At 62.3% G+C, this 22354-nt stretch carries 22 protein-coding genes; 6 read left to right on the top strand and 16 right to left on the bottom strand.

From position 1 onward, the window contains the following. Window positions 1-60: 60 nt before the first annotated feature. Both BQ8794_RS33880 and BQ8794_RS33875 read right to left on the bottom strand, forming a co-directional pair. Window positions 61-1359 carry a lysophospholipid acyltransferase family protein gene (locus BQ8794_RS33880; protein ID WP_077384077.1) on the bottom strand — a complete coding sequence of 433 codons (1299 nt, stop codon included), beginning with the start codon at window positions 1357-1359 and terminating at the stop codon, window positions 61-63. A gap of 98 nt (window positions 1360-1457) precedes the next feature. Next, window positions 1458-2285, bottom strand: a complete 828-nt coding sequence (locus BQ8794_RS33875; protein WP_077384076.1) for a cell envelope integrity EipB family protein — start codon at window positions 2283-2285, stop codon at window positions 1458-1460. Window positions 2286-2423: 138 nt separating this feature from the next. Here BQ8794_RS33875 and BQ8794_RS33870 point away from each other — a divergent pair, with 138 nt between their 5' ends. The 4 genes from BQ8794_RS33870 (at window position 2424) to BQ8794_RS33855 (ending at window position 5440) form a co-directional block, all read left to right on the top strand. Beyond that, window positions 2424-2888: a RidA family protein gene (locus tag BQ8794_RS33870; protein WP_077384075.1), complete on the top strand. Its 465-nt coding sequence runs from the start codon at window positions 2424-2426 to the stop codon at window positions 2886-2888. 7 nt (window positions 2889-2895) lie between these two features. Then, a complete protein-coding gene (locus BQ8794_RS33865) occupies window positions 2896-3624 on the top strand; it encodes a glycerophosphodiester phosphodiesterase (protein WP_077384074.1) in 729 nt (242 codons plus the stop codon). Between the two features lie 41 nt (window positions 3625-3665). After that, window positions 3666-4883 (top strand): GNAT family N-acetyltransferase, encoded by a 1218-nt coding sequence (locus BQ8794_RS33860; protein WP_077384073.1) that lies wholly within the window; start codon window positions 3666-3668, stop codon window positions 4881-4883. 122 nt (window positions 4884-5005) lie between these two features. Next, window positions 5006-5440, top strand: coding sequence for an HIT family protein (locus tag BQ8794_RS33855; RefSeq protein ID WP_077384072.1), 435 nt, complete (start codon window positions 5006-5008; stop codon window positions 5438-5440). Window positions 5441-5523: 83 nt separating this feature from the next. On the opposite strand, the gene clpA is transcribed toward BQ8794_RS33855, so the two are convergent. The 6 genes from clpA to BQ8794_RS33825 form a co-directional block, all read right to left on the bottom strand. After that, window positions 5524-7989: an ATP-dependent Clp protease ATP-binding subunit ClpA gene (gene clpA / locus BQ8794_RS33850; protein WP_077384071.1), complete on the bottom strand. Its 2466-nt coding sequence runs from the start codon at window positions 7987-7989 to the stop codon at window positions 5524-5526. A gap of 6 nt (window positions 7990-7995) precedes the next feature. Then, window positions 7996-8322 (bottom strand): ATP-dependent Clp protease adapter ClpS, encoded by a 327-nt coding sequence (clpS, locus tag BQ8794_RS33845; RefSeq protein ID WP_023801212.1) that lies wholly within the window; start codon window positions 8320-8322, stop codon window positions 7996-7998. A 304-nt stretch (window positions 8323-8626) separates the two neighbouring features. Next, on the bottom strand, window positions 8627-10231 hold the full coding sequence (locus BQ8794_RS33840) for an ABC transporter permease (protein WP_244555190.1): 1605 nt from the start codon (window positions 10229-10231) through the stop codon (window positions 8627-8629). Window positions 10232-10347: 116 nt separating this feature from the next. Continuing rightward, window positions 10348-11373 carry an extracellular solute-binding protein gene (locus BQ8794_RS33835; protein WP_077384154.1) on the bottom strand — a complete coding sequence of 342 codons (1026 nt, stop codon included), beginning with the start codon at window positions 11371-11373 and terminating at the stop codon, window positions 10348-10350. A gap of 114 nt (window positions 11374-11487) precedes the next feature. After that, complete coding sequence (locus BQ8794_RS33830; protein WP_077384153.1) at window positions 11488-12552, bottom strand: ABC transporter ATP-binding protein; 1065 nt, start codon at window positions 12550-12552, stop codon at window positions 11488-11490. Window positions 12553-12693: 141 nt separating this feature from the next. After that, the gene (locus BQ8794_RS33825; RefSeq protein WP_077384070.1) at window positions 12694-13023 is read right to left on the bottom strand and encodes a phasin family protein; all 330 of its coding nucleotides are present in this window, start codon (window positions 13021-13023) and stop codon (window positions 12694-12696) included. Window positions 13024-13355: 332 nt separating this feature from the next. On the opposite strand from BQ8794_RS33825, the gene BQ8794_RS33820 reads away from it, so the two are divergent. Continuing rightward, window positions 13356-14786 (top strand): D-alanyl-D-alanine carboxypeptidase, encoded by a 1431-nt coding sequence (locus BQ8794_RS33820; RefSeq protein ID WP_077384069.1) that lies wholly within the window; start codon window positions 13356-13358, stop codon window positions 14784-14786. Window positions 14787-14830: 44 nt separating this feature from the next. On the opposite strand, the gene BQ8794_RS33815 is transcribed toward BQ8794_RS33820, so the two are convergent. The 4 genes from BQ8794_RS33815 to BQ8794_RS33800 all read right to left on the bottom strand — a co-directional run bounded on the left by BQ8794_RS33815 (window position 14831) and on the right by BQ8794_RS33800 (window position 18322). Continuing rightward, entirely contained in the window at window positions 14831-15532 is a 702-nt protein-coding gene (locus BQ8794_RS33815; RefSeq protein WP_174654580.1) for a DnaJ domain-containing protein, read from the bottom strand. Then, window positions 15529-16260 (bottom strand): VWA domain-containing protein, encoded by a 732-nt coding sequence (locus tag BQ8794_RS33810; protein ID WP_167378939.1) that lies wholly within the window; start codon window positions 16258-16260, stop codon window positions 15529-15531. Before BQ8794_RS33810 ends, BQ8794_RS33815 begins: the two co-directional genes overlap by 4 nt. Before the next feature lie 97 nt (window positions 16261-16357). Further along, the gene (locus BQ8794_RS33805) at window positions 16358-16795 is read right to left on the bottom strand and encodes a DUF1489 family protein (RefSeq protein ID WP_077384066.1); all 438 of its coding nucleotides are present in this window, start codon (window positions 16793-16795) and stop codon (window positions 16358-16360) included. 123 nt (window positions 16796-16918) lie between these two features. Continuing rightward, window positions 16919-18322, bottom strand: a complete 1404-nt coding sequence (locus BQ8794_RS33800) for an L-serine ammonia-lyase (protein WP_077384065.1) — start codon at window positions 18320-18322, stop codon at window positions 16919-16921. 161 nt (window positions 18323-18483) lie between these two features. Here BQ8794_RS33800 and BQ8794_RS33795 point away from each other — a divergent pair, with 161 nt between their 5' ends. Beyond that, on the top strand, window positions 18484-19239 hold the full coding sequence (locus BQ8794_RS33795) for a DUF599 domain-containing protein (RefSeq protein WP_077384064.1): 756 nt from the start codon (window positions 18484-18486) through the stop codon (window positions 19237-19239). Here BQ8794_RS33795 and BQ8794_RS33790 read toward each other — a convergent pair. From BQ8794_RS33790 to gatC, 4 genes are read right to left on the bottom strand one after another with little or no spacing between them, the layout of a single operon-like run. Continuing rightward, window positions 19176-19985 (bottom strand): YdcF family protein, encoded by an 810-nt coding sequence (locus tag BQ8794_RS33790; protein WP_077384063.1) that lies wholly within the window; start codon window positions 19983-19985, stop codon window positions 19176-19178. The genes BQ8794_RS33795 and BQ8794_RS33790 overlap by 64 nt on opposite strands. A 28-nt stretch (window positions 19986-20013) precedes the next feature. Continuing rightward, on the bottom strand, window positions 20014-21579 hold the full coding sequence (locus tag BQ8794_RS33785) for an amidase (protein ID WP_077384062.1): 1566 nt from the start codon (window positions 21577-21579) through the stop codon (window positions 20014-20016). Next, complete coding sequence (locus BQ8794_RS33780; protein ID WP_077384061.1) at window positions 21579-22037, bottom strand: GNAT family N-acetyltransferase; 459 nt, start codon at window positions 22035-22037, stop codon at window positions 21579-21581. Before BQ8794_RS33780 ends, BQ8794_RS33785 begins: the two co-directional genes overlap by 1 nt. A 7-nt stretch (window positions 22038-22044) precedes the next feature. After that, window positions 22045-22332 carry an Asp-tRNA(Asn)/Glu-tRNA(Gln) amidotransferase subunit GatC gene (gatC, locus tag BQ8794_RS33775; RefSeq protein WP_077384060.1) on the bottom strand — a complete coding sequence of 96 codons (288 nt, stop codon included), beginning with the start codon at window positions 22330-22332 and terminating at the stop codon, window positions 22045-22047. Between the last annotated feature and the right edge of the window lie 22 nt (window positions 22333-22354).

The raw sequence follows: 22354 nt of genomic DNA, 5'->3' as shown, positions 1-22354 counted from the left end.
CGCCGACCAGCGGAGCCGCAGTTCACCCGCAGCCGAGATCCAACGTTAGCGATGCCAATGCTAGCGATGATAGAAGGGATTCGGATAGAAAATGAAGCTGCCGGCGGCTTCGAGTTCGGCCACGGTCGTGGTGACCGCCGCCTGCATGCGGCTGTGCAGTTCGGCAAGCGCATTGCCGATCGAGCCAGGATAGGGGTGCAATCCCAACGGCTCCGGCACCCGGATATGCGCGCAGCGCGGCCCGGCCGGTTGCGGCACGAAGCGATTGACCGTGTCGCGCAGCGTGCCCTTGCAATAATCGTTGCGGATACGCTTCATATGCTCTGCGATCTCCTCTTGCGTGATGCGCGGATTGGCTGAGGCCCACGGTCCGACGCGTTGGAGACGCTGGATCGTGTCCGCCAGCGAGCGGATCTGTTTTTGTCGCTCGGCGTCGCCGGTACCTTCCCGCAGCCAGCGGCGCGACCGGCGCAAAAGCTCGGCGATCTCGCTGGCGCCGGGATCGGCCGAAATACCCTCCCCCAGGCGCCGGCTCAATTCGAGCAGCAATAGCTTCTGACGCGTAGCGTACGAAGCCCGCTCGTCGGGCGCCATGTCGCAGACAATCTCATCGCGCGACAGCAGCGTCGCATAGATATGGTGGACGCGCTCCGGCAGCGTATCGGCGGCACCACGCTCGATCTTCAGGCTTTTCTCGATATAGGCGCATTCCTGCGCCAGCGCCGGCTCGACATTTTTGGTGAAGGCAAGCTTCCAGACAACCGGCGCGATCCAGACTTCGAAATCCTGATCTATGGCGCGACCGCGTTTGAGCGCTTCGAACCCCATCTCGACCGCCCCCGGGAGAAGCGGACCGACGACATTGGCATGCCAGCCGACGCCGCCTTCGGGATGCAAGAGAACACCATGCCCTTTCAGCGCCCAGGCGATCGAGTGTTCCTTGGCAGCACCGCTGTTGCCGGGTATCTGGGCGATCAGATTGTTGGCCAGCCAGAATTTCTGCATGATCCGGCCGAGGCCGTTGACGACACCATGCGTGGCCCAGGATGCCGCGAGCGGACTGACCCGCGAGACGATCTCCTTGTCGATCATCCAGTCGGTGAAGAATTCCGGATGGTTGGGCGTGATGAACGTCGCCTTGCCTGCGCCGCAACAGGCCTTCAGCCGCTGCCGGTCGTCGTCGGGGAAGTCGATATGGCGGACATTGGCGACTCCGCGCAATCCGGCCACGCGGTTGAACGGCAACAGGTCGCGAAACCCGGGAATGCCACGCAGCATGACGACCCGGTTGACGACAGTCATGATCCTGATCAGCGCCGGATTGGGCGTCGGCGCCACGAACACATCGATTTTGCTCAACCCACCCCCCGATCGATCCCTCGGCGTAGAGGTTGAAATGCAATTGCGGCGTGTTCAAGTCATTCGCCGCCGCCTTGCGGCGTGGCTAACCCCAGGCTCTATTTCGGCGGACAGGGTTTCGTCTGATCGAACAGCGAAAGATTGACCAGCTTGCCGGTCATCGAGAAGTCGTTGTAGTCCATGAGGAGGTCGCGCGTGATGCCGTTCTCATGCAGCTTGAAGCTGATCCGGTATTCCGGCACCTCCTCGCCCGACTTGTCGGTGCTGTCGAAATAGGCGATGTCGACTGGCCAGTATTTGTCGGTGGCGAGTTTTGCCAGTGCCGGCACTTCCGGATCGGTCTTGTCGGCATCGGTTTTCTTGCCGACGACGACGGTGGTGGTCATCACCTTGTTGGCATCTTCCGAACCGTCGAACAGGTTGGTTTCGTAGAAATTTTCGCCCTTTTCGGCCTTGTCGATCAGTTCGACCAGATGCTGCGTCGGAAACTGTGTGGCCGGCAGTTCGACGCTGCTCTGCTCCGGCTTGTCGATGTCGACCTTGAGGCCGTTTGTCTCCTTCGTCGCGGTGCCCTTGACCTCCTTGTCGAGATTCTGGTCGACGAAGGATTTTGTCACGAACGAGAAGGTCTCGCCTTCGGCGTCCTCGAAAGTGGTCGTCTGCTGGTCGGTCAGCCTTGTATTCTCGTTGGTGACGATCTGGGTGACGAAACGGAACTTCACCGTATAGCCTTCGCAAGGCGAGCCGTTGAACTCGTAGACCATGCGGCCGGAAATGCCGGTGATGCCGGAGCGGTCGGAGGCCTTGTCCAGGGTCAGATCGTAAACCGCGCGATGCGCCTGCAGCGCCGGTACGGCAAAAGCCGGCGCCATCGAGAACACCGCTGGCAGCAGGACAGCGTGGAATGCGAGGCGTGTTGCGCGCATGAGGGGCTCCGATCATCGCGCCTGATGGCAGGCCGCAGGGAAAGAGGGTCCAGCTTAAAAAAAGTCGTGGCGGAAGCGAGGCAAAAATTGCAATTTCGGCCCGGCCTGCGCAGCGTCATCAAGCAATAGGGAATTACCATGAGTGAAACAATCGAAAAGCGGCTAAGCGATCTCGGTGTGACGCTTCCGGTCGCTGCCGCGCCCGCCGCCAATTACGTGCCCTATTGCAGGTCAGGCAATCTGCTGTTCATCGCCGGACAGCTGCCGCTCAGCGAGGGCAAGCTGCAGGCGAGCGGCCTGCTCGACCGCGATGTCGACATCGCAACTGGCCAGGAAGCGGCAAAATACTGCGCGATTAACATATTGGCGCAGGCCAAGGCGGCACTTGGCGATCTCGAGAAAATCCGCCGCGTGGTGAAGATCACCGTCTTCGTCGCCTCGGCGCCGGATTTTTTCGAGCAGCACCTGGTTGCCAACGGCGCCTCGGATCTTCTGGTTGCAGTGCTCGGCGATCCCGGCAAGCATGCCCGCGCCGCCGTCGGTGCCGCCTCCCTGCCGCTTAATGCCGCAGTGGAAATCGAAGCCATCTTCGAAGTCGAATGAGCCCGGCATGACCGACCTTTCCTGGCTGACCGCCCGACCGATTGCCCATCGCGGCCTCCACGACATGAACAAGACGCGCTGGGAGAACACGCTTTCCGCCTTTGCCGCTGCGGCTGAACGCGGCTATGCGATCGAATGCGATGTGCATCTGTCGTCAGACCGCATCCCGGTGATCATCCACGATAGCGATCTGAAGCGGCTGACCGGCCAGGACGGTTTCGTCTGGCAGCGCACGGCAGCAGAAATGACGGCCCTCAAGATCGGCGGCACATCAGATCGTCTGCCGACGCTGCAGCAGGCCCTCGACCTGGTCGATGGTCGCGTGCCGGTGGTCATCGAGCTGAAAGGGGTTCCCGCCCGTGACGAAGGCTTGGTGGAAAGCGTCGGCAAGATGCTCAAGAACTACAGGGGCAAGGCGGCGATCATGTCGTTCGACCACTGGCTGATCCGCGACTTCCCGAAACACGCGCCCGGCATTCCGGGCGGGCTGACCGCTTATGGCAACGAAGTCAAGCTGATCGAGGCGCATTTCGCCATGCTGGCGCACGACATCGCCTTCACCTCCTACGCCGCAGGCGACCTGCCGAACCGGTTTGTCAGTTTTGTGCGCGAAAGGCTCAAAATGCCGGTCATCACCTGGACCGTGCTCGACCAACCGGCGGTCGACCTGACCTTCAGATATGCCGACCAGATGACGTTCGAAGGATTTGAGCCGGATCTTGTGCAGGTCGCATGAACCGAGCTTGCATGGACCGGCACGGAGCTTAAATAGGCTTCATGGATCAAGGCGATGAAGGCGACGGGCAAACGGCGAATGGGGCGTATTCGATCCGGGTTGCCTCCGGCATCGGAGCCTTCACCTGCGCTGAATGGGATGGCCTCGGCGGGACCTCATGCGGCGACACAGAAAACGGCTACAACCCGCTCGTTTCATTCGCTTTTCTGAGCTCTCTTGAGGATTCTGGCTGCGCCGTGCGGCGCACCGGCTGGCAGGGCCATCATCTCAGGCTCGAGACAGCGCAGGGAAAGCTGCTCGGTGCCATTCCCTGCTACCTGAAATCGCACAGCCAGGGCGAATATGTTTTCGATCACGGCTGGTCGGACGCGTTCGAGCGCGCCGGCGGGCGTTACTATCCAAAACTGCAATGCGCCGTGCCGTTCACGCCGGTCACCGGCCCTCGCCTGCTGGTCAACAAGGGCGAGGACAGTCGCGCCGTGAAGGCCGGCTTGGCAGCCGGCCTGAAGGCGGTGACCGACAAGCTCGGCGTTTCCTCCGCGCACGTGACCTTCGCGCAGCTGAGGGATGTCGAGGCGCTGGAAGCGGCGGGCTTCCTGCACCGCACCGACCAGCAGTTCCACTTCTTCAATGAGGGCTATTCGACCTACGACGATTTTCTCGCCACTCTGGCATCGCGCAAGCGCAAGGCGATGAGGAAGGAGCGGCGCGAGGCGCTCGCTCACGGCATCTCGATCGACTGGCTGACCGGCAAGGACCTGACCGAAAGGGTCTGGGACGACTTCTTTGCCTTCTACATGGATACCGGCAGCAGGAAATGGGGGCGGCCCTATCTCAGCCGCGAGTTTTTCTCGATGATCGGCGAGCGCATGGCCGACGACATCCTGCTTGTGATGGCCAAGCGCAATGGACGCTACATTGCCGGCGCTATCAATTTCATCGGTTCCGATGCGCTCTACGGGCGCAACTGGGGCTGCATCGAAGACCATCCCTTCCTGCATTTCGAGGTCTGCTATCACCAGGCGATCGACTTCGCGATCGACCGTAAGCTGAAGGTGGTCGAAGCCGGCGCGCAAGGCGAGCACAAGCTGGCGCGCGGCTACAGGCCGGTGACCACGCATTCGGCGCATTACATTGCGCATCCCGGCTTGCGTAACGCGGTCGCCGACTATCTCAGGCGCGAGCGCCGCGAGGTGGAGCGGATGGCCGGCTATCTCGAAGAGCGCACCCCGTTCCGCAAGGATCTGGCGGACGATTAGTTGGAGCGACGTGCGTCCAATTGGACGCACAAAGTACGCTCTAAAGCATCGTACTTTCCGAAAATCGATTCCGATTGTCGGGTCGATGCGGTAGGAGCAAGACACAATCCGGAGCGCACGCCATGGCCGAAAAAACCACCTACGACAGCAACAATATCTTCGCGAAAATCCTGCGCGGTGAAATCCCGTCACATAGCGTCTATGAAGATGACGCGGTTGTCGCCTTCATGGATGTGATGCCGCAAGGGCCGGGTCATACGCTGGTTGTGCCGAAGGCGCCGTCGCGCAACCTGCTTGACGCAGATCCGGGAACGTTCGGCCCACTCTTCGCCGTCGTGCAAAAGGTAGCGGTGGCGGTGAAGAAGGCCTTCGGCGCCGATGGCGTCACCATCCTGCAGTTCAACGAGCCCGCTTCGGGCCAGACCGTCTACCACCTCCATGTCCATGTCATTCCACGCTTCGAGGGCATCCCTTTGAAGCCGCATAGCGGGCAGATGGAGAAGCCGGAAGTGTTGGCTGAGAACGCCGGCAAGATACGGACGGCGCTGGCAAACTGACGCCGGGCGTCGCGCGTCCGGCCACCCACCAGCGCCTCGAAGCAAAAAACCCCCGTTTCCGGGGCTTTTTAGCTTTTAGGCCATCACCCCTTGCGGGGCAGTTGCGGCACCAGGCTGCGCTTGCCGCCATCCTTGCCCTTGGGCTCCGCCTTCTGCGCGACCGCCTTTTTCGCGGCCGGCTTCTTGCCGGCAGCTTTCCTGGGTTTCGGCGTGTCGTCCGGTTCTTCCTTCTTCGGCTTGACCGGCGCCTCGTCGGCGAGCGACTCGAGCTTCAGCCCGGTTTCGCCGGTCTCTTTCTTGTCGACGGTGACACGCACCGTGCCGCCCTTCTTGAGCTTGCCGAACAGCACCTCGTCGGCCAACGGCTTCTTGATGTGCTCCTGGATGACGCGGCCGAGCGGCCGTGCTCCCATGCGCTCGTCATAGCCCTTCTCGGCCAGCCAGGCGATCGCCTCCTGCGACAGGTCGAAGGTGACGCCACGCTCGGAGAGCTGGGCCTCGAGCTGCATGACGAACTTCTGCACCACCTGGTGGATGACCGGCACCGGCAGCGATCCGAACGGGATGATCGCATCGAGACGGTTGCGGAACTCCGGCGTGAACAGCCGGTTGATCGCCTCGACATCGTCGCCTTCGCGCTTGGTCGAGCCGAAACCGATAGCCGCGCGCTGCGCATCCGAGGCGCCCGCATTGGTGGTCATGATCAGGATGACATTGCGGAAGTCGATCTGCTTGCCGTTGTGGTCGGTCAGCTTGCCATGGTCCATGACCTGCAACAGGATGTTGAACAGATCCGGATGCGCCTTCTCGACCTCGTCCAGCAACAGCACGCAATGCGGATGCTGGTCGACGCCGTCGGTCAACAGGCCGCCCTGGTCGAAGCCGACATAGCCGGGAGGCGCGCCGATCAGCCGTGAGACGGTGTGGCGTTCCATATATTCGGACATGTCGAAGCGGATCAGCTCGACACCGAGCGAGGCGGCGAGCTGCTTTGCCACTTCGGTCTTGCCGACGCCGGTTGGCCCCGAGAACAGGTAGGAGCCGATCGGCTTCTCCGGTTCGCGCAGGCCGGCCCGCGCCAGCTTGATCGCCGAGGTCAACGCCGTGATCGCGGTGTCCTGACCGTAGACGACGCGCTTCAGCTCGACGTCGAGACCGGCCAGCACCTTCTCGTCGTCGGCGGAAACCGTCTTCGGCGGAATGCGGGCGATGGTGGCGATCGTCGCTTCGATCTCCTTGATGCCGATGGTCTTCTTGCGCTTGGCCTCCGGCAACAGCATCTGCGAGGCGCCGGTCTCGTCGATCACGTCGATCGCCTTGTCCGGCAGCTTGCGGTCGTTGATGTAGCGCGCCGACAGTTCAACCGAAGCCTTGATCGCCTCAGACGTGTAGCGAACCTTGTGGAATTCCTCGAAATACGGCTTGAGACCCTTCATGATCTCGATGGCGTCCTCGATGGTCGGTTCGTTGACGTCGATCTTCTGGAAGCGCCGCACCAAGGCGCGGTCCTTCTCGAAGAACTGGCGGAACTCCTTGTAAGTGGTCGAGCCGATGCAGCGGATCGTTCCGGACGACAGCGCCGGCTTCAACAGGTTCGACGCATCCATGGCGCCGCCAGACGTCGCCCCTGCCCCGATCACGGTGTGGATCTCGTCGATGAACAGAACCGCGCCCGGATAGTCCTCGAGCTCCTTGACGACCTGCTTCAGCCGCTCCTCGAAATCACCGCGATAGCGGGTGCCGGCCAGCAATGTCCCCATGTCGAGCGCGAAGATGGTGGCGTTGTGCAGCACTTCCGGCACGTCGCCCTCGACGATGCGCTTGGCGAGGCCCTCGGCGATCGCCGTCTTGCCGACGCCGGGGTCGCCGACATAGAGCGGATTGTTCTTGGAACGGCGGCACAGCACCTGGATGGTGCGGTTGATCTCGGACTCGCGGCCGATCAGCGGATCGATCTTGCCGGCCTTGGCCTTGTTGTTCAGATTGACGCAATAGGCGGTCAGCGCGTCCTGCTGCTGCTTTTTCTTGCCGCCGTCCTCTTGCGGCTCGGCGCCGCTCTGGCCCTGCTCGTCATCGGCGCCGCGCGGCGACCGCGTCTCGGATGCGCCGGGCCGCTTGGCGATGCCATGCGAGATGTAGTTGACCGCGTCGTAGCGGGTCATCTGCTGCTCTTGCAGGAAATAGGCGGCATGGCTCTCGCGCTCGGCGAAGATGGCAACGAGCACGTTGGCGCCGGAGACTTCCTCGCGGCCGGACGACTGCACATGGATCACCGCGCGCTGGATGACGCGCTGGAAACCGGCCGTCGGCTTGGAATCCTCGTCATAGCCGGTAACGAGATTGTCGAGCTCGGTGTCGATGTAGGTGAGAACCGTATGCTTCAACTCGTCGAGATCGACGTTGCAGGCACGCATGACCGCGGCCGCCTCGGTGTCGTCGATGAGCGCGAGCAGCAAATGTTCAAGGGTTGCGTATTCGTGGTGCCGCTCATTGGCGAGCGTCAGCGCCTGGTGAAGCGCCTTTTCCAGGCCTTGGGAGAAAGCCGGCATGTTACCTCACTTCTTCTCCATCACGCATTGCAGCGGATGCTGATTCTGTCGGGCGAAATCCATGACCTGAGACACTTTGGTCTCGGCCACCTCGAATGTATAGACCCCGCACTCGCCCACTCCATGATTGTGAACATGAAGCATGATGCGTGTGGCGGCTTCACGGTCCTTCTGGAAAAAACGCTCCAGCACATGAACCACGAATTCCATGGGCGTGTAGTCGTCGTTGAGAATGAGGACCCGGTAAAGGCTAGGCTTCTTGGTCTTGGTTTTGGTGCGCGTGATGACGGCCGTGCCGCGACCGGTCTCGTTGCCGTCGCTGCCGTTTTGCATCCGCACCACATCTGTTGTGGCAGTCAAACCTGTCGTCACGTAACCCTGCCTTTTCGAATCCCCATGCGCGTTCGACATGTAGGTGTTCGATGAATGATTTTAAGCCCTTCTGTTTAGCTGACAATATGGCTAGGTGGCCAAACTTGACCGATTTTTCGAAATCGTGAAGGCAGCAGAGCCCCTGATTTCAAAATCGAGGGCATTGACGCGATCCGACAGGCGTGGAGCCCTTACGGTTTATCGTGGATGCGTCAGCTAACAGACGCGCTTTAGGTGCCAGCGAGACTGTTAAGGCCGGGCACACTCAGGATTTCCATCGTCCAACACGAGCAAGAATAGCGACAGGCAAGGTGCCGACGAGAACTATGGCAAGTGCGGCGATCGACGCTTCCTCGTAGGTCCCGCGCGCCGCCTCGCCGTAGAGATGCGTCGCCAGCGTCTCGAAATTAAGCGGCCTCAACAGAAGCGTCGCCGGCAATTCCTTCATGCAATCGACAAACACGAGCAAGCCCGCAGCGACGAGCGACGGTTTCGAAAGCGGCAGATGAATATGCCGGAATGTGCCAGTCACATTCTGGCCGAGGCTGCACGCGGCGTGATCGAACGAGCGCGGAATGCGGCTGAAGCCCGCCTCGACCGAACCGACCGCAATCGCCAGGAAGCGTGCGACATAGGCGTAGCCGAGCGCTGCTCCGGACCCGATCAGCAGCAGGCCGGTTGGCGCGCCCAGCCATGCGAGCGCGGCTCGGTCGATCATCTGATCGAGCGCCGCGACGGGCAACAATATTCCTATGGCCACCACGGTGCCGGGCATCGCATAGCCGACCGAGGAAATCCGCTGCAAAGCCGCCGTGATGCGGCCGGGAAGCGAGCGCGCCGTATAGGCGATAACCACGCCGAAGAGCAGGATTGCGAGCGTAGCCATGGCCGACAGGGTGACGGTATTGAGCGTTTCCGACAAAAGCCGGGGCGACAGTCCTGCGAAACGGACGCGTTTCCACGCCTCGACGACAAGGTAGCTCGCCGGGGCGATGAACCCGATGAACACCGGCAAGAGGCCGAGTGCAAAAACGACCAGACCGGAAACGGTGCCGAGACGATGCGGTGTGAAACTCCGCGCCTTTTGTGCGCTCGACCAATAACGCTGACGACGACGCGCCCAACGCTCGATGGTGACGAGCGCGACCACCAATGACAGCATGGCGAGCGCAATCTGCGCCGCGCCCGGCAGGTCGGACCGCGTCACCCATGTCGTGTAGACCGAGACCGTCAGTGTCTTCACGCCCAGGAATTCCGAGGCACCGATGTCGTTCAGCGCCTCCATCAGCGCGAGGCTGACGCCGACAGCGATCGCCGGGCGCGCCAGCGGCAGCGCAACGCGCCACAAGACGCCGCCTCGGCCACTTCCAAGCGTGCGCGACACCTCGACCAGATTGGCCGCTTGGGTGAGAAACATCGCCCGCGTCGTCAGGTAGACATAGGGGTAGAGCACGAAGCCGAGCAGCACGATGCAGCCGGCCGTCGACCGGATGTCGGGAAGGCGGAATTCGTGTGGGCTGGTGTAGCCAAGGGCCGCTCTGACCGCACCCTGGACCAAGCCGATCGGATGGAGAAGATCGAGATAGACGTAGGCGATTATGTAAGTCGGCACCGCGAGCGGGAGGAGCAGCGCCCATTCGAGAAACCTGCGGCCGGGAAAGTCATAGGCGGTGACAAGCCAGGCCGTCGAGGTGCCAAGAAGCGTGACGACGACACCGACGCCGACGAGCAGCGCCGTGGTCTGCTGGAAGGCCTGCGGCAGCACATAAGCGAGGAGATGCGGCCAGAGCCCGCTCGATCCCCGCAGCGCCTGCCAGATAAGGGCGAGAACCGGGATCGCCACCAGCAAAGCGATAAGCGCGGTCGCCATGAACCACAGTCGCCCGGACCTGTATCGGGCGACCTTCAGAGTGGAGGCTTTACGCAGGCCGACATCCGACATCGGGAGTTCACCGGGCGCAGCACTGCCCACGCCCGGATCGCCCATCAGTTGTCGAAGCCGACCTTCTCGGCCAGTTCGCTTGCCTGCTTGCGATGCTTGACGATTTCCGTCATCGGCACGGGATCGACCTTCAACGCGCCTAATGAGGCGATGATCGGGTCGATCGGAGCGCCGGCCTTGACCGGGTATTCGAAATTTGCCTTGGCATAGAGTTTCTGGGCGTCGTCGGAGACCAGATATTCCAGCAGCTTCACCGCCTCACCCTTGTTCGGCGCATGCTTTGCGACGGCCGCGCCGCTGACGTTGACCTGCGTGCCGCCATCCTTGAACGTTGGCAGGACGACCTTGATCGCGTCGCCCCAGGCGACCTGCTCCTCACCGCCCTTGCCGGAGCGCATCAGTCCGACGTAATAGGAATTGGCGATGCCTATCTGGCAAATGCCGCCGAGGATGTCCTTGGCCACATCGCGGTCGCCGCCGCCCGCCTTGCGGGCGAGATTCCCCTTGACGGCGGCAAGCCATGCTTCCGTCGCCTCGGCGCCGTGATGTGCGATGTAGTCGGCGAAAAGAGCGGTGTTGTAGGGATGCTGGCCGGACCGGATGCAGAGCTTGCCCTTCCATTTTGGATCGGACATGTCCTCGTAGTTGAACGCGGCAAGATCGAGATCCTTGGCCGCGTAGAGTACGCGGGCCCGCATCGACAGAGCAAACCAGTTGTTGGCCGGGTCACGCAGGTTCTCCGGGACCGCGGCTTTCAGAACATCGGACTCGACCGCCTGCGTGAGGCCTTTTTCGGCCAGGTCGGCGAGGTTGCCGACATCGACCGTCATGAGAATATCGGCAGGTGAGCTTTCCCCTTCCGAGGCCACACGCTCCGCAAGACCATCCTTCATAAAGACTGTATTGACCTTGACGCCGCTCGAGGCGGTGAAGGCGTCAAGCAGCGGCTGGATCAGCCCAGGCTCACGCGTGGTGTAGATGTTCAGTTCGGCCGCCATGGCGCTGGCCCCGCCAGCGAGGGCGAAGACGCCGCCCACCAGGGCTAGTCGCAATGTGGAAAGGCTCTTCATGCAGCGGTCCTCCATTAATTGATTGGTGCGGCCGGCATGGTTGACAGCCCGGGAATTGCTCGATCATATATGACTAATTTAGTCAAGTTACTTTGCGACCAAAGCGCTTGCGACTTATGCCGCAGCGAATATCAGGACGCCGCCTGCATCGATGGTCAGGTGGATCGGCTCACCCGGCTTTACATCGATCCGGCTGGTGGTGCGCAAGCGCAAGAGATCAGCAACGCCCTCGATCCTGACCAACAATTCTTCGATCTCACCCAGAAAAGAACGGTTGACGACAAGCGCCGGCAGACCTTCGTCCGGACCGGAAAGGCAGAGAGCCTGCGGACGGATGCAGGCAAACGCCTTGCCGCCTTCCGGAAGACCGAGTCGGGCTGGAAAGGTGCCCAGCACCGTTTCGACCCGGCCATCGCGGTAGATGCCCTCTACCCTGTTGCACGGGCACAGAAATTCGGCGGCGTAAAGTGAATTGGGATGATCATAGATATCGTAGCCCGTCCCGACCTGCACAACACGCCCCGCCTGCATCAGCACAACCCGGTCACCGACGGAAAGGGCCTCCTCTGGGTCGTGCGTGACGAGGATCGCCGTCGTCCCCAAGGCTCTCAACGTCGAAATGGTCTCGTCGCGCACCCGCTCCCGCAGGCCACGATCAAGATTCGAGAAAGGCTCGTCCATCAGCAGGATGACGGGTTTTGGGGCAAGCGCCCGAGCCAGTGCGACTCGCTGCTGCTCGCCACCCGAAAGCGTGTGTGGGTAACGGCCGGAAAGCGCCTGGATGCCGATTCGGGCGATCACCTCGGCCGCACGGGCGCTCGCCTCGCGCCGCGACAGCCGCCTGAGCCCGAAGGCCACATTCTCCTCGACGGTCAAGTGCGGGAACAGGGCGTAATCCTGGAACATGAAACCGATGTTGCGGTCTTCGGGCGCGACAAAGCTGTTCGCGCCCGCGATCTCAGTGCCATTGAGCAGAATTCTTCCGCTGTCGGCAGTATCAACTCCTGAAATGATCCGCAAAAGCGAGGATTTGCCGCAACCGGACTGGCCGACCAGGCAGACGATCTCTCCGGGCGCAATCGAAAGCGAAACATCATCCAGCGCCAGGGTGTCGCCGAAGCGTCGGCTGATATGTTCCAGCGTTAGCGGAGCGCCGGCATCATTTATCGACCCATGCATCATTCGCCCTCCGACAAGCTGGCTCATTGCTGTTTAGATCAGCGTCGATCGGCTGGAAACTTAATGCCATGAAAAAACCCGGCCGCACATTCGCGACCGGGTCCGCTGGCCCGAGGGCCGTGTTCACATCTTATAGCGAGATTACTTCGCCTTTGCGACGATCGATTCGAACGGCTTGTAGGCTTCCTTGGCGAGTTCGGCATAGAGATCACCGATCTTGGTGGCTTCGGTGACGAAGGATTCGTACGACTGCCTGGCAAAATCGGACTGGATCTCGATCGCCTTCTCCAGCGACTTGGCCGACAAAAGTTTCTCGGCTGCTGCGCTGCCGGCCTCGAAGCTTTTCTTGGTGTACTCGCCCGCCTCGGTGGCGATGGCCTGCGCACCCTTCGAAAGGGACGCGAAGCTCTTCAAGCCGCTATCCGCAAACTCCTTGCCGTATTTGCTGAAATCTTCATAGGTCTGGGTCATTCACGCAATCCCTTGCCAGTTGTCCTTGAGCGGTGGACGCGGCCTTGTCCCGGGCCGCGTTGTGCAATGCAAGTAATATATTGTGCACTGCACAAAAGTCAAGTTTTTACCGAGTGCGGGTTTAGTGCGGCCCCGGCCATCCGGCCAGCAAATCGGCGCAACCATCGGGCAATGGCGAAAATTCGAATAAAGAAAAGCTCAAGCTCGAAGAAAATGGTGAACGCCGCGGTTACCATAAACGGATTGGTAACGCTGGCTGCGATAGCTTGGCTTGAAGTGAGGCAGGACCCCTTTGCCGCCTCCACCGCAACAAAAATTCAAAGGAACCATCGGTGCGTCAGGCGTTGTCGGGCATTCTCTCCAAATCCGCGTCCTTTTTGAAAACGATCATGATCCTCGCTTTGGCGACGACATTCGTCGTTGCCGGCTCTGCTTCGTCCATGGCGGCGAGGTCGGCGGCCATCGTCATCGACGCCAAGACCGGCAAGGTGCTTTACTCTTCGAATTCCGATGGCCGACGCTATCCAGCCTCGCTCACCAAGATGATGACGCTTTACCTGGCCTTCGAGGCCATGGCGAACGGCAAGATCGGCAAGAGCTCCCGGGTCGTCTTCTCGGCCAATGCTGCTGCCGAGCCGCCGACCAAACTCGGCGTCAAACGGGGCGGCGCGATCACCGTCGAGACCGCGATCCTGTCGATGGTGACCAAGTCGGCAAACGACTCGGCAACCGCGCTCGGCGAACTTCTCGGCGGCAATGAAGCCAATTTCGCCCACATGATGACAGCCAAGGCGCGGGCACTGGGCATGAAGGGGACCGTTTTCCGCAACGCCCACGGCTTGCCAAATCCCGGTCAGTTCACCACCGCGCGCGACATGGCGGTGCTCGGCATCGCGCTGCGGGAGCATTTTCCCCAGTATTACGGCTATTTCTCGCAGCGTTCCTTTCTCTACGGCCGCAGGCGCATCAACGGCCACAACCGCCTGCTTGGACGCATCAAGGGCGTCGACGGCATCAAGACTGGCTACACCCGCGCCTCCGGCTACAATCTCGTCTCCTCGGTCGACGACGGCGACCGCCGCATCGTCGCGGTGGTCATAGGCGGAAAATCCGGCGGCAGCCGCGACAACCAGATGGCCGCATTGATCAAAACCTACATGCCCAAGGCGTCGTCGCGCGGCAGCGGCATGCTGATCGCCAAGGCTGGCGGCGGCAACCCGATCACCGCTCTGGCGAAAGTATTCCTGCCCAAGCGCGACGCGCCGACGCCGGACAGCAGGCCGGACGACGATGCCCCGTACAACGAGGCCCCGGACGGCGATGCCATTGCCTCCCTGGTGGAGGAAACCGAGCCCGTCGTTGAAGAAGCCACCCCCGTCGTTGAGACCAGGCCCGTCTCTCAGACCAGGAAGATCGCGACAGTGGCCGCGGCCACGGCGGACGATGTGGCGACCGCACGGGTCGCAGCAGCCTATGGCGAACCGGCAACGGTTGATCCCGTCAACACGGCATCGGTGCCGTCCGGCTGGGCAGTCCAGGTCGCCTCTTCGCCAAAACAGTCCGAAGCCCAGGCTCTCCTGGACGAGACGAGCAAACAGGCGCCTTCGGTCCTGGCCGATGCTGTGGGCTTCACCGTCGCCTTCGAAAAGGACGGCGTCACCTACTACCGCGCCCGGTTCGGTTTTGGCTCGAAGACTGCCGCCTCGAAAGCCTGCAATGCCCTGAAGAAAAAGAAAATCGAGTGCTACGCCGTCCACCAGTAGGAGGCGTCGAAACATCTCCCGGAAGAATTCTGCGTCGAAGGAGACTAGTTGTGATTGGAGAGCAAGACGTCCTTGGCTTCGTTGATCCGCGCCGCCAGAAACGAAGTGCCGCCGAGATCGGGGTGCAGGCGCTGCATCAGGCGGCGGTGCGCCTTGCGGACATCCGCCGCGGCGGCCCCCGCTTCAAGACCAAGGATCTTGTAGGCCTCCTCCTTAGTCATGGCGCCCGAACCTGGCGAAACACCCAGCCCGTCGCCACCATTCGCCTCCGCGTCTTCGCGCCAGATGGGAAATCTGCCGTCAAGATACGTCTCTAGCAGCTGGCGGCTCTCCGGGTCGCCGGGGAGCTCGCGATAAAGCTGCTGCAATTCCGCAAGGCTCATCGTTCCCAGCATCTTGCCTTCATGGCGGCCGGCGAGCACGAGGCCCTCCAGAGTGCCGGTATCGTGATCAAGCTCCATTTCGAGTGCCGCGGTGCGCACCGTCGAATACTTGCCCGGCTCCAGTTTCGCAGTCGGCCGCTTCATCCGCATCGAGCCATACCAGGCGAGCGCCGTCGACAGGATCAAGCCGCCGATGCCTGCGCGTCCAACCAGAAGCGCGGCGACGCCGATCAGTGCCAGCAGGACGGGCCCAAGCGTCCTCATCCAGCTTGCGAGTTTCGCGGGGTCGGCGCGCAGAAACACCATGGCCACGCCGAGCAGCACCAAAAGCAACGCCACGAATGCGATAGTCGCGCCCATCATTTCCTGCCGCTCCGCAGATGCTCGATCATCAGCCGGTCTTCCGGCCTGCCCCTGGCCTCCAGAGCCTTCAGCCCGCCGGTCGCAAACACGGCGACCGCCGATAGCAGGCTGGCCAAGGTTGCGGCGGCCCGCCGGTCAAATCGGAACCAGGCGCCTTTGGACAGCCGCGCAATTTCCTTGAACGCCTTTTCCGCGCCGGCATCATGGCCCTCCTGAAAGACGAAGACAGGAACGCCGTGCAGGCCGAGGCTGCCGGCCTTTTTCGCCAGATCGTCGATGTTTTCCTCCATCGCATCGCCGATATAGACCAGCGCGTTGACCTTGGCCGCCGCCGTCTGTTTCAGCGCATGGGCGAGCACCTTGCCGATCTGGGTGTGGCCGCTACGGCATTCGATCCGCGTCATCAGCTGCTTCAGCGCGTTCGTATCGGTGACGAATGCGGATGAGCGGCACTCGCCAAGACCGCGAAAATAGACCAGTTGGACCTTGAGCGCCCCGGCCTTGCCGACGGCGTCGAACATCTCGCCCTGCAACGCACAGGCGAGATCCCAGGTCGGCTGGCGGCTCATCGTCGCGTCGAGGGAAAGGATCAGCCGGCCAGTACCGGTCGCGGACGCAGCGAGCGTCCTTGCCTGACGGATAAACGCATCGATCTCACCGCTGCTCGATTGGGATTCGACCGGCGCAGGATTGGCCTTTGCGGGCACGGGCTGCTTCTTGTCGCTCATGACATTCAAGATGTGGCGTTGTCGCACAGCTTGCAAGCCCAGCATGAGGCGATCTGGAGGGCCGGCGAACACCGCAGCTTTGAATTTTGGGGTCTTCCTAGAGAAGGCCGAGATCGGCAAGCTCGCGCCTGAGTTTCGGCGGCATTTCGACCAATCCCGCTTTGCCCTTGGAGAGATCGGCCGGTGCGTCCGACGGTTTCAAATATCGCCAGCCCTGAAAGGCGCGGCGCGGCTGCCATTCAGTCAGCACGACCGCGGGATCGAGGATCAGGTGACAGCGGCCGATACCCTCGTCATCGGTGAAAGGACGGATTTCGGTGATCAACTGGCGGCATTGCACATTGCCCTTGATCACCCAGTAGAGGGAACCGCCATCGGTGACCTCGGCGCTGCGCGTCGGCATCATGCGGGTGGTGTGGTAGTGCTCGACCGGTTCACCGGCGCGCCACCGTTCGTCGAGGCGGAAGGCGATCCACTCTTCGAGATCTTCGACGCTGTCGCAGCCAACGCAGAGCTTTATGAGATTGAGGGACATGGATTAAGGTTTAGTCCGGCGCGCGAAGGCGTCAACTGGCCCAATCGACTTTCTCCACAGTGCCGACTTTCTCCACAGGTGCCGCTGTTCTCCACGGCGCCAATCCACAGTGCAAAGTTTGGCTCAGCATTCCACGATATTGACGGCCAGTCCGCCGAGGCTGGTTTCCTTGTATTTCTCGTTCATGTCGAGGCCGGTCTGGCGCATGGTCTCGATTGCGGCATCTAGCGGCACGAAATGAACGCCGTCGCCCTTGATGGCCAGCGACGCGGCAGTCACCGCCTTGACGGCGCCGAGCGCGTTGCGCTCGATGCAAGGCACCTGCACCAGCCCGCCGACCGGATCGCAGGTCATGCCGAGATGATGCTCAAGCGCGATCTCGGCGGCGTTCTCGACCTGCTCGGGCGTGCCACCCATCACGGCGCACAGCCCCGCTGCCGCCATCGCCGAGGCCGAACCGACTTCGCCCTGGCAGCCGACTTCGGCGCCCGAGATCGAAGCGTTGGTCTTGATGATGCCGCCGATCGCTGCCGCGGTCAGCAGGAAATCGCGGATGCTTGGCTGGTCGGCCTCGGGGTGGAAATGCAGCCAGTAGCGCAGCACCGCCGGCAGCGTGCCTGCAGCACCATTGGTCGGCGCGGTGACGACGCGCCCGCCGGCGGCGTTCTCCTCGTTCACCGCCATGGCATAGATCGACAGCCAGTCGTTGGCGAGCAGTGGATTGGGCCGGTTCTGCCGCCACTGCTCCTGCAGCTTGTCATGCAACTGACGCGCGCGTCGGCGCACCTTCAGGCCGCCCGGCATGATGCCGTCCTGCGACAGGCCGCGCTCGATGCAACTCTTCATGGCGCTCCAGATGCCGTCGAGGCCGGCGTCGAGCTCCTCGCGCGTCATCAGCGTCTCTTCGTTGACGCGCTTCATGTCGGCGACGGAAAGACCAGTTTTCGCGGCCATCGACAGCATCTCGACGGCGTTCTTGAAGGGGTATGGAACCTTCTTGCCTTCCGTCGTCACCGAGCCCTTCGCCTTCATCCGCTGCAGCTCTTCTTCGGAAACCACGAAGCCGCCGCCAATCGAATAGTAGATGCGCTTGAGCAGCAGGCGGTCGTCGGCATCATAGGCGGAGAAAGCCATGCCGTTGGCGTGGCCGGAAAGCGGCGTCTTGCGATCCAGCACCAGATCCGTGGCCGGGTCGAAGCGATAGGACGGATGGCCTGGCGGCGAAATCCGCTTTTCTGCGGCGATACGGTCGACGATGCCGTCCGCCTGATCGGGGTCCACCGTCTGCGGCGTCTGGCCGGCAAGCCCGAGCACGACGGCGCGATCTGAACCATGGCCGATGCCGGTATAGGCAAGCGAGCCGTGCAGGCTGGCGGCGATGCGGTCGACCTTGGCGCCGGCCGGGCGTGGCCAGTCATCTCCCGCGACCTCGTCGAGAAAACGCCGCGCAGCCGTCATCGGTCCCATCGTGTGCGAACTCGATGGTCCAATGCCGATCTTGAACAGGTCGAAAACCGAAAGGAACACGCGCCGCTCTCTCCTATTGGAATTTACATATAGGAATTCCTGTGATGTTTCCGCTCTTTCGAAGATTGCGGCGCTGCACCTGCCGACCTTGTTTGCTCCGGCAGCGACATCGTTGCGTTCCGCCATCGAAGCGCAGTCACCGCTTGTGGTAAGAGGGTTGCATGGGCGATTCCTTCCATTTGTCGACGGCAGACCTCGTTGCGCTGGGTTTCTTCCTTTTCGTGTGGGTGCTGCATACGCTCGCCTCCGACGGAAAGCTGGTCGGGCGCATGTCGCTGACGACGGCGATGAACGTCCAGCGTCAAGCCTGGATGCGAAACATGGCCGAACGCGAGGTCCGCATTGTCGACACCGCCATCATGGCCGGCCTTCAACAGGGAACCGCCTTCTTCGCCTCCAGTTCGCTGATTGCGATCGGCGGCTGTTTTGCCCTGCTCGGCGCCTCCGATCAGGTTGTTTCGGTGCTGAGCGATCTGCCGCTCGGCGCGACGTCGTCCCGCTCCGCCTTTCAAATGAAGGTGTTCGGATTGGTGCTGATCCTTGCCTATTCCTTTTTCAAATTCGGCTGGGCCTACCGGCTGTTCAACTATTGCTCGATCCTGATCGGTGCGGTGCCGATCCCGCACGGCGAGGCTTCGCGCAACCCGGTCAGCGAGACGGCGGTATGGCGGGCGGCGCGCATGAACATGCTGGCCGGAAAACATTTCAATTCCGGCATGCGCGGCGTGTTCTTCTCGATCGGCTATCTCGGCTGGTTCGTCGACCCAAAAGTGTTCGTGCTGTCGACGCTGCTGTTGCTGGCGGTTCTGGTGCGTCGCCAGTTCTTCTCGGCGGCGCGGCAAGCCGTGATCGGTCAGCCGCCCGAGCCGACGCCCGGTCCGGGAAAAAGCCGATCGATGCGGCCCGACAGCCGGTAGGCGACGAGCCCGATCCATTCACGGACCGCCGCGCTGGTGGTCTGCAGCGAACCGAAGGGATCGTCGCGAGACAGGCCGATGCCTTCCTTGCCGGAGGTGCGGAAATCGACCGGCCAGGCAACGGTGGCAAAGCCGACCTTGTCGAAAAGCGCCTTGGCGCGGGGCATGTGGAAGGCCGAGGTCACCAGCAGCCAGGTCTCGCCCGGTTTCGGGGTGACCAGTTCCCGGGTGAAGGCGGCGTTCTCGTCGGTGTTGCGGGATTTTTTCTCGAGGATCAGCCGATCGGCCGTCACACCAAGCGCGGCGAACAGACGCGGCGCTGTTTCTGCATCGCCCTCGCCATCGCCGATCATTGCGATGCCGCCCCCGGAGATGACGACTTTCGCTGTCGGATAATGCCGTGCCAGCACGGCCGCCGCAACCATCCGATCGCCGCTTGCACTCAGTTCATAGCCGCCACGCACGAAATTGACGGCGCCATCCATGCCGCCCCCGAGCACGACGATGCCATCGACCTTCTCCGGCAGCGGCGGGCGCGGAAAGCGTTCTTCCAACGGATTGAGCATCAGTGCCCCGATCGAGGTCCAGGTCGAGAGGGCGAGGATGAGAAACGCCAGCCCGCTGCCGGTGACAAACAGCTTTCTGCGCCCGACCGAGGCAGCGAGCAACGCGACCAGCAGCAGGATGATCGCCAGATTCAACGGCTGGACGAGGAGCCAGAATACCTTGGAAAGGTAGTAGAACATCCCTCACCCCTTCAGATGGGAGACGACACTACCACCACTTTTCCGGCTGGAACGTACCCGCCGCCTGTTCGATGACATGGGCGGTCTGGAACAAGGTTTCCTCGTCGAACGGCCGGCCGATGAGCTGCAGGCCGAGCGGCAGGCCCTTGGCGTCGAGCCCTGCGGGCACGGCGATGCCCGGCAGTCCGGCCATGTTCACGGTCACGGTGAAGATGTCGTTGAGGTACATCTTGACCGGGTCGGCGGCCATGTCCTCGTCGGCGATGCCGAAGGCCGCCGACGGCGTCGCGGGCGTCAAGATGACGTCGACGCCGGCAGTGAATGCGTTTTCGAAATCCCGCTTGATGAGGTTGCGCACCTTCTGCGCCTGCAGATAGTAGGCGTCGTAGTAGCCGGCGGAGAGCACATAGGTGCCGATCATGATGCGGCGCTTGACCTCGCGGCCGAAGCCGGCGGCGCGGGTCTTCTCGTACATGTCGACGATGTCCTTGCCCGGCACGCGCAACCCGTAACGGACGCCGTCATAGCGGGCGAGGTTCGACGAAGCTTCGGCGGGCGCGACGATGTAATAGGCCGGCAGCGCGTATCTGGTATGCGGAAGCGAAATGTCGACGATCTCGGCGCCGGCATCTTTCAGCCAGGCAATGCCCTTCTGCCACAGCGCCTCGATCTCGTCGGGCATGCCATCGACGCGGTATTCCTTGGGGATGCCGACCTTCATGCCCTTGATCGGCTTGCCGATCGCCGCCTCGTAATCCGGCACCGGGCGGTCGACCGAGGTGGTGTCCTTCGGATCGACCGAGGCCATGGATTTCAAGAGAATCGCGGCGTCACGCACGTCGCGGGCGATCGGACCGGCCTGGTCGAGCGACGAAGCGAAGGCGACGATGCCCCAGCGCGAGCAGCGGCCGTAGGTCGGCTTGATGCCGACCGTGCCGGTGAAGGCGGCGGGCTGGCGGATCGAGCCGCCGGTGTCGGTGGCGGTGGCGCCGGCACACAGGAACGCCGAAACGGCGGAGGCCGAGCCACCCGACGAGCCGCCCGGCACCAGCTGGGCGTTATCCAGCGTGCGCGCGGTCCTGGTGCCGCCGGCCGAGACAAAACCGCCATCGCCCTGATGCGTGGTCGGCATCACCATCGTGTCGACGCGTGAACGCCGCCACGGATTGACGACAGGGCCGTAGTAGGAGCTCTCATTGGACGAGCCCATGGCGAACTCGTCCATGTTGAGCTTGCCGAGCATGACGGCGCCGTCGGCCCACAGATTGGCGGTGACGGTCGATTCGTAGTGCGGCTTGAAGCCGTCCAGCACATGGCTGCAGGCCTGGGTGTGGATGCCTTCGGTGCCGAACAGGTCCTTGATGCCGAGCGGAATGCCCTCGAGCGACCCGCCCTCGCCTTTCGCAAGCTTCGCGTCCGAGGCCCTGGCCATGTCGCGGGCCTTGTCATCGGTTATGACGACATAGGCGTTGAGCGCCGGATTGGCCCGCTCGATTGCCTGGAGATAGGCTTCGGTGATCTCGGTTGCGGTGATTTCCCTGGCGCGCAGCTTGGCGCGGGCCTGCGAAATCGTCAGGTGGGTCAGGTCGCTCATCAGGCAAGGCTCTTTTCGTAAAACACCGACCACCCGGAATCGGGATAGTCCAGCACCGGGCCGCAGCGCGAAAATCCGGCGCGTTCATAGACGGTCCACGCAGCCGGATGGCGGTCGCCGGTTTCCAGCACAAGACGCTTCAGTCTTTCATTGCGCGCCAGCGCCTCGATTCGCTCGACGATCCCGGCGCCGATCTTCTGCCCGCGATGCGAAGGCCGCGTGTACATGCGCTTGACCTCGCCGACGGCGCCGTCGTGGCGCTTCAGCGCGCCGCAGCCGACGGCAAGACCGTTGTCGCGAGCGATGAAGACAGTCGTGTCGTTGTCGGCCATCTGCTCGACGGTCATGTGGTAGCAGTGCTCCGGCGGCGTCAGTTCCAGCAGCGTGTCGTTGAGCTCCTTGACCAGCCCGCGCACATCGTCCTGCAGCGGCGTTTCGATGGCGATCTCGATTGCCATCGGCCCGCTACTCCACGACCTTCGGAACGAGGAAGAAATTCTCTTCGGTGGCCGGTGCGTTGGCGACGATGTCGGCCGCCTTGCTGCCGTCGGTGACGACGTCCGGGCGCTTCTTCATCTCCATCGGGGTCACCGAAGTCATCGGCTCGACGCCGGAGACGTCGACCTCGTTCAACTGCTCGACAAAGCCGAGAATGGCGTTCAACTCGCCGGTCATGCGCTCGGCATCCGCCTCGCTCACCGCAATGCGGGCGAGACGCGCGACGCGCTTCACTGTCTGCAGATCAACGGACATATTTGCTTGTGCCTCGGGAAAA

Origin of the sequence: Mesorhizobium prunaredense (genome assembly GCF_900156895.1) — a bacterium.
Lineage (GTDB): Bacteria > Pseudomonadota > Alphaproteobacteria > Rhizobiales > Rhizobiaceae > Mesorhizobium > Mesorhizobium prunaredense.
The sequence above is the reverse complement of the archived record's forward strand: the minus strand, read 5'-3'. Positions and strand labels throughout refer to the sequence as shown.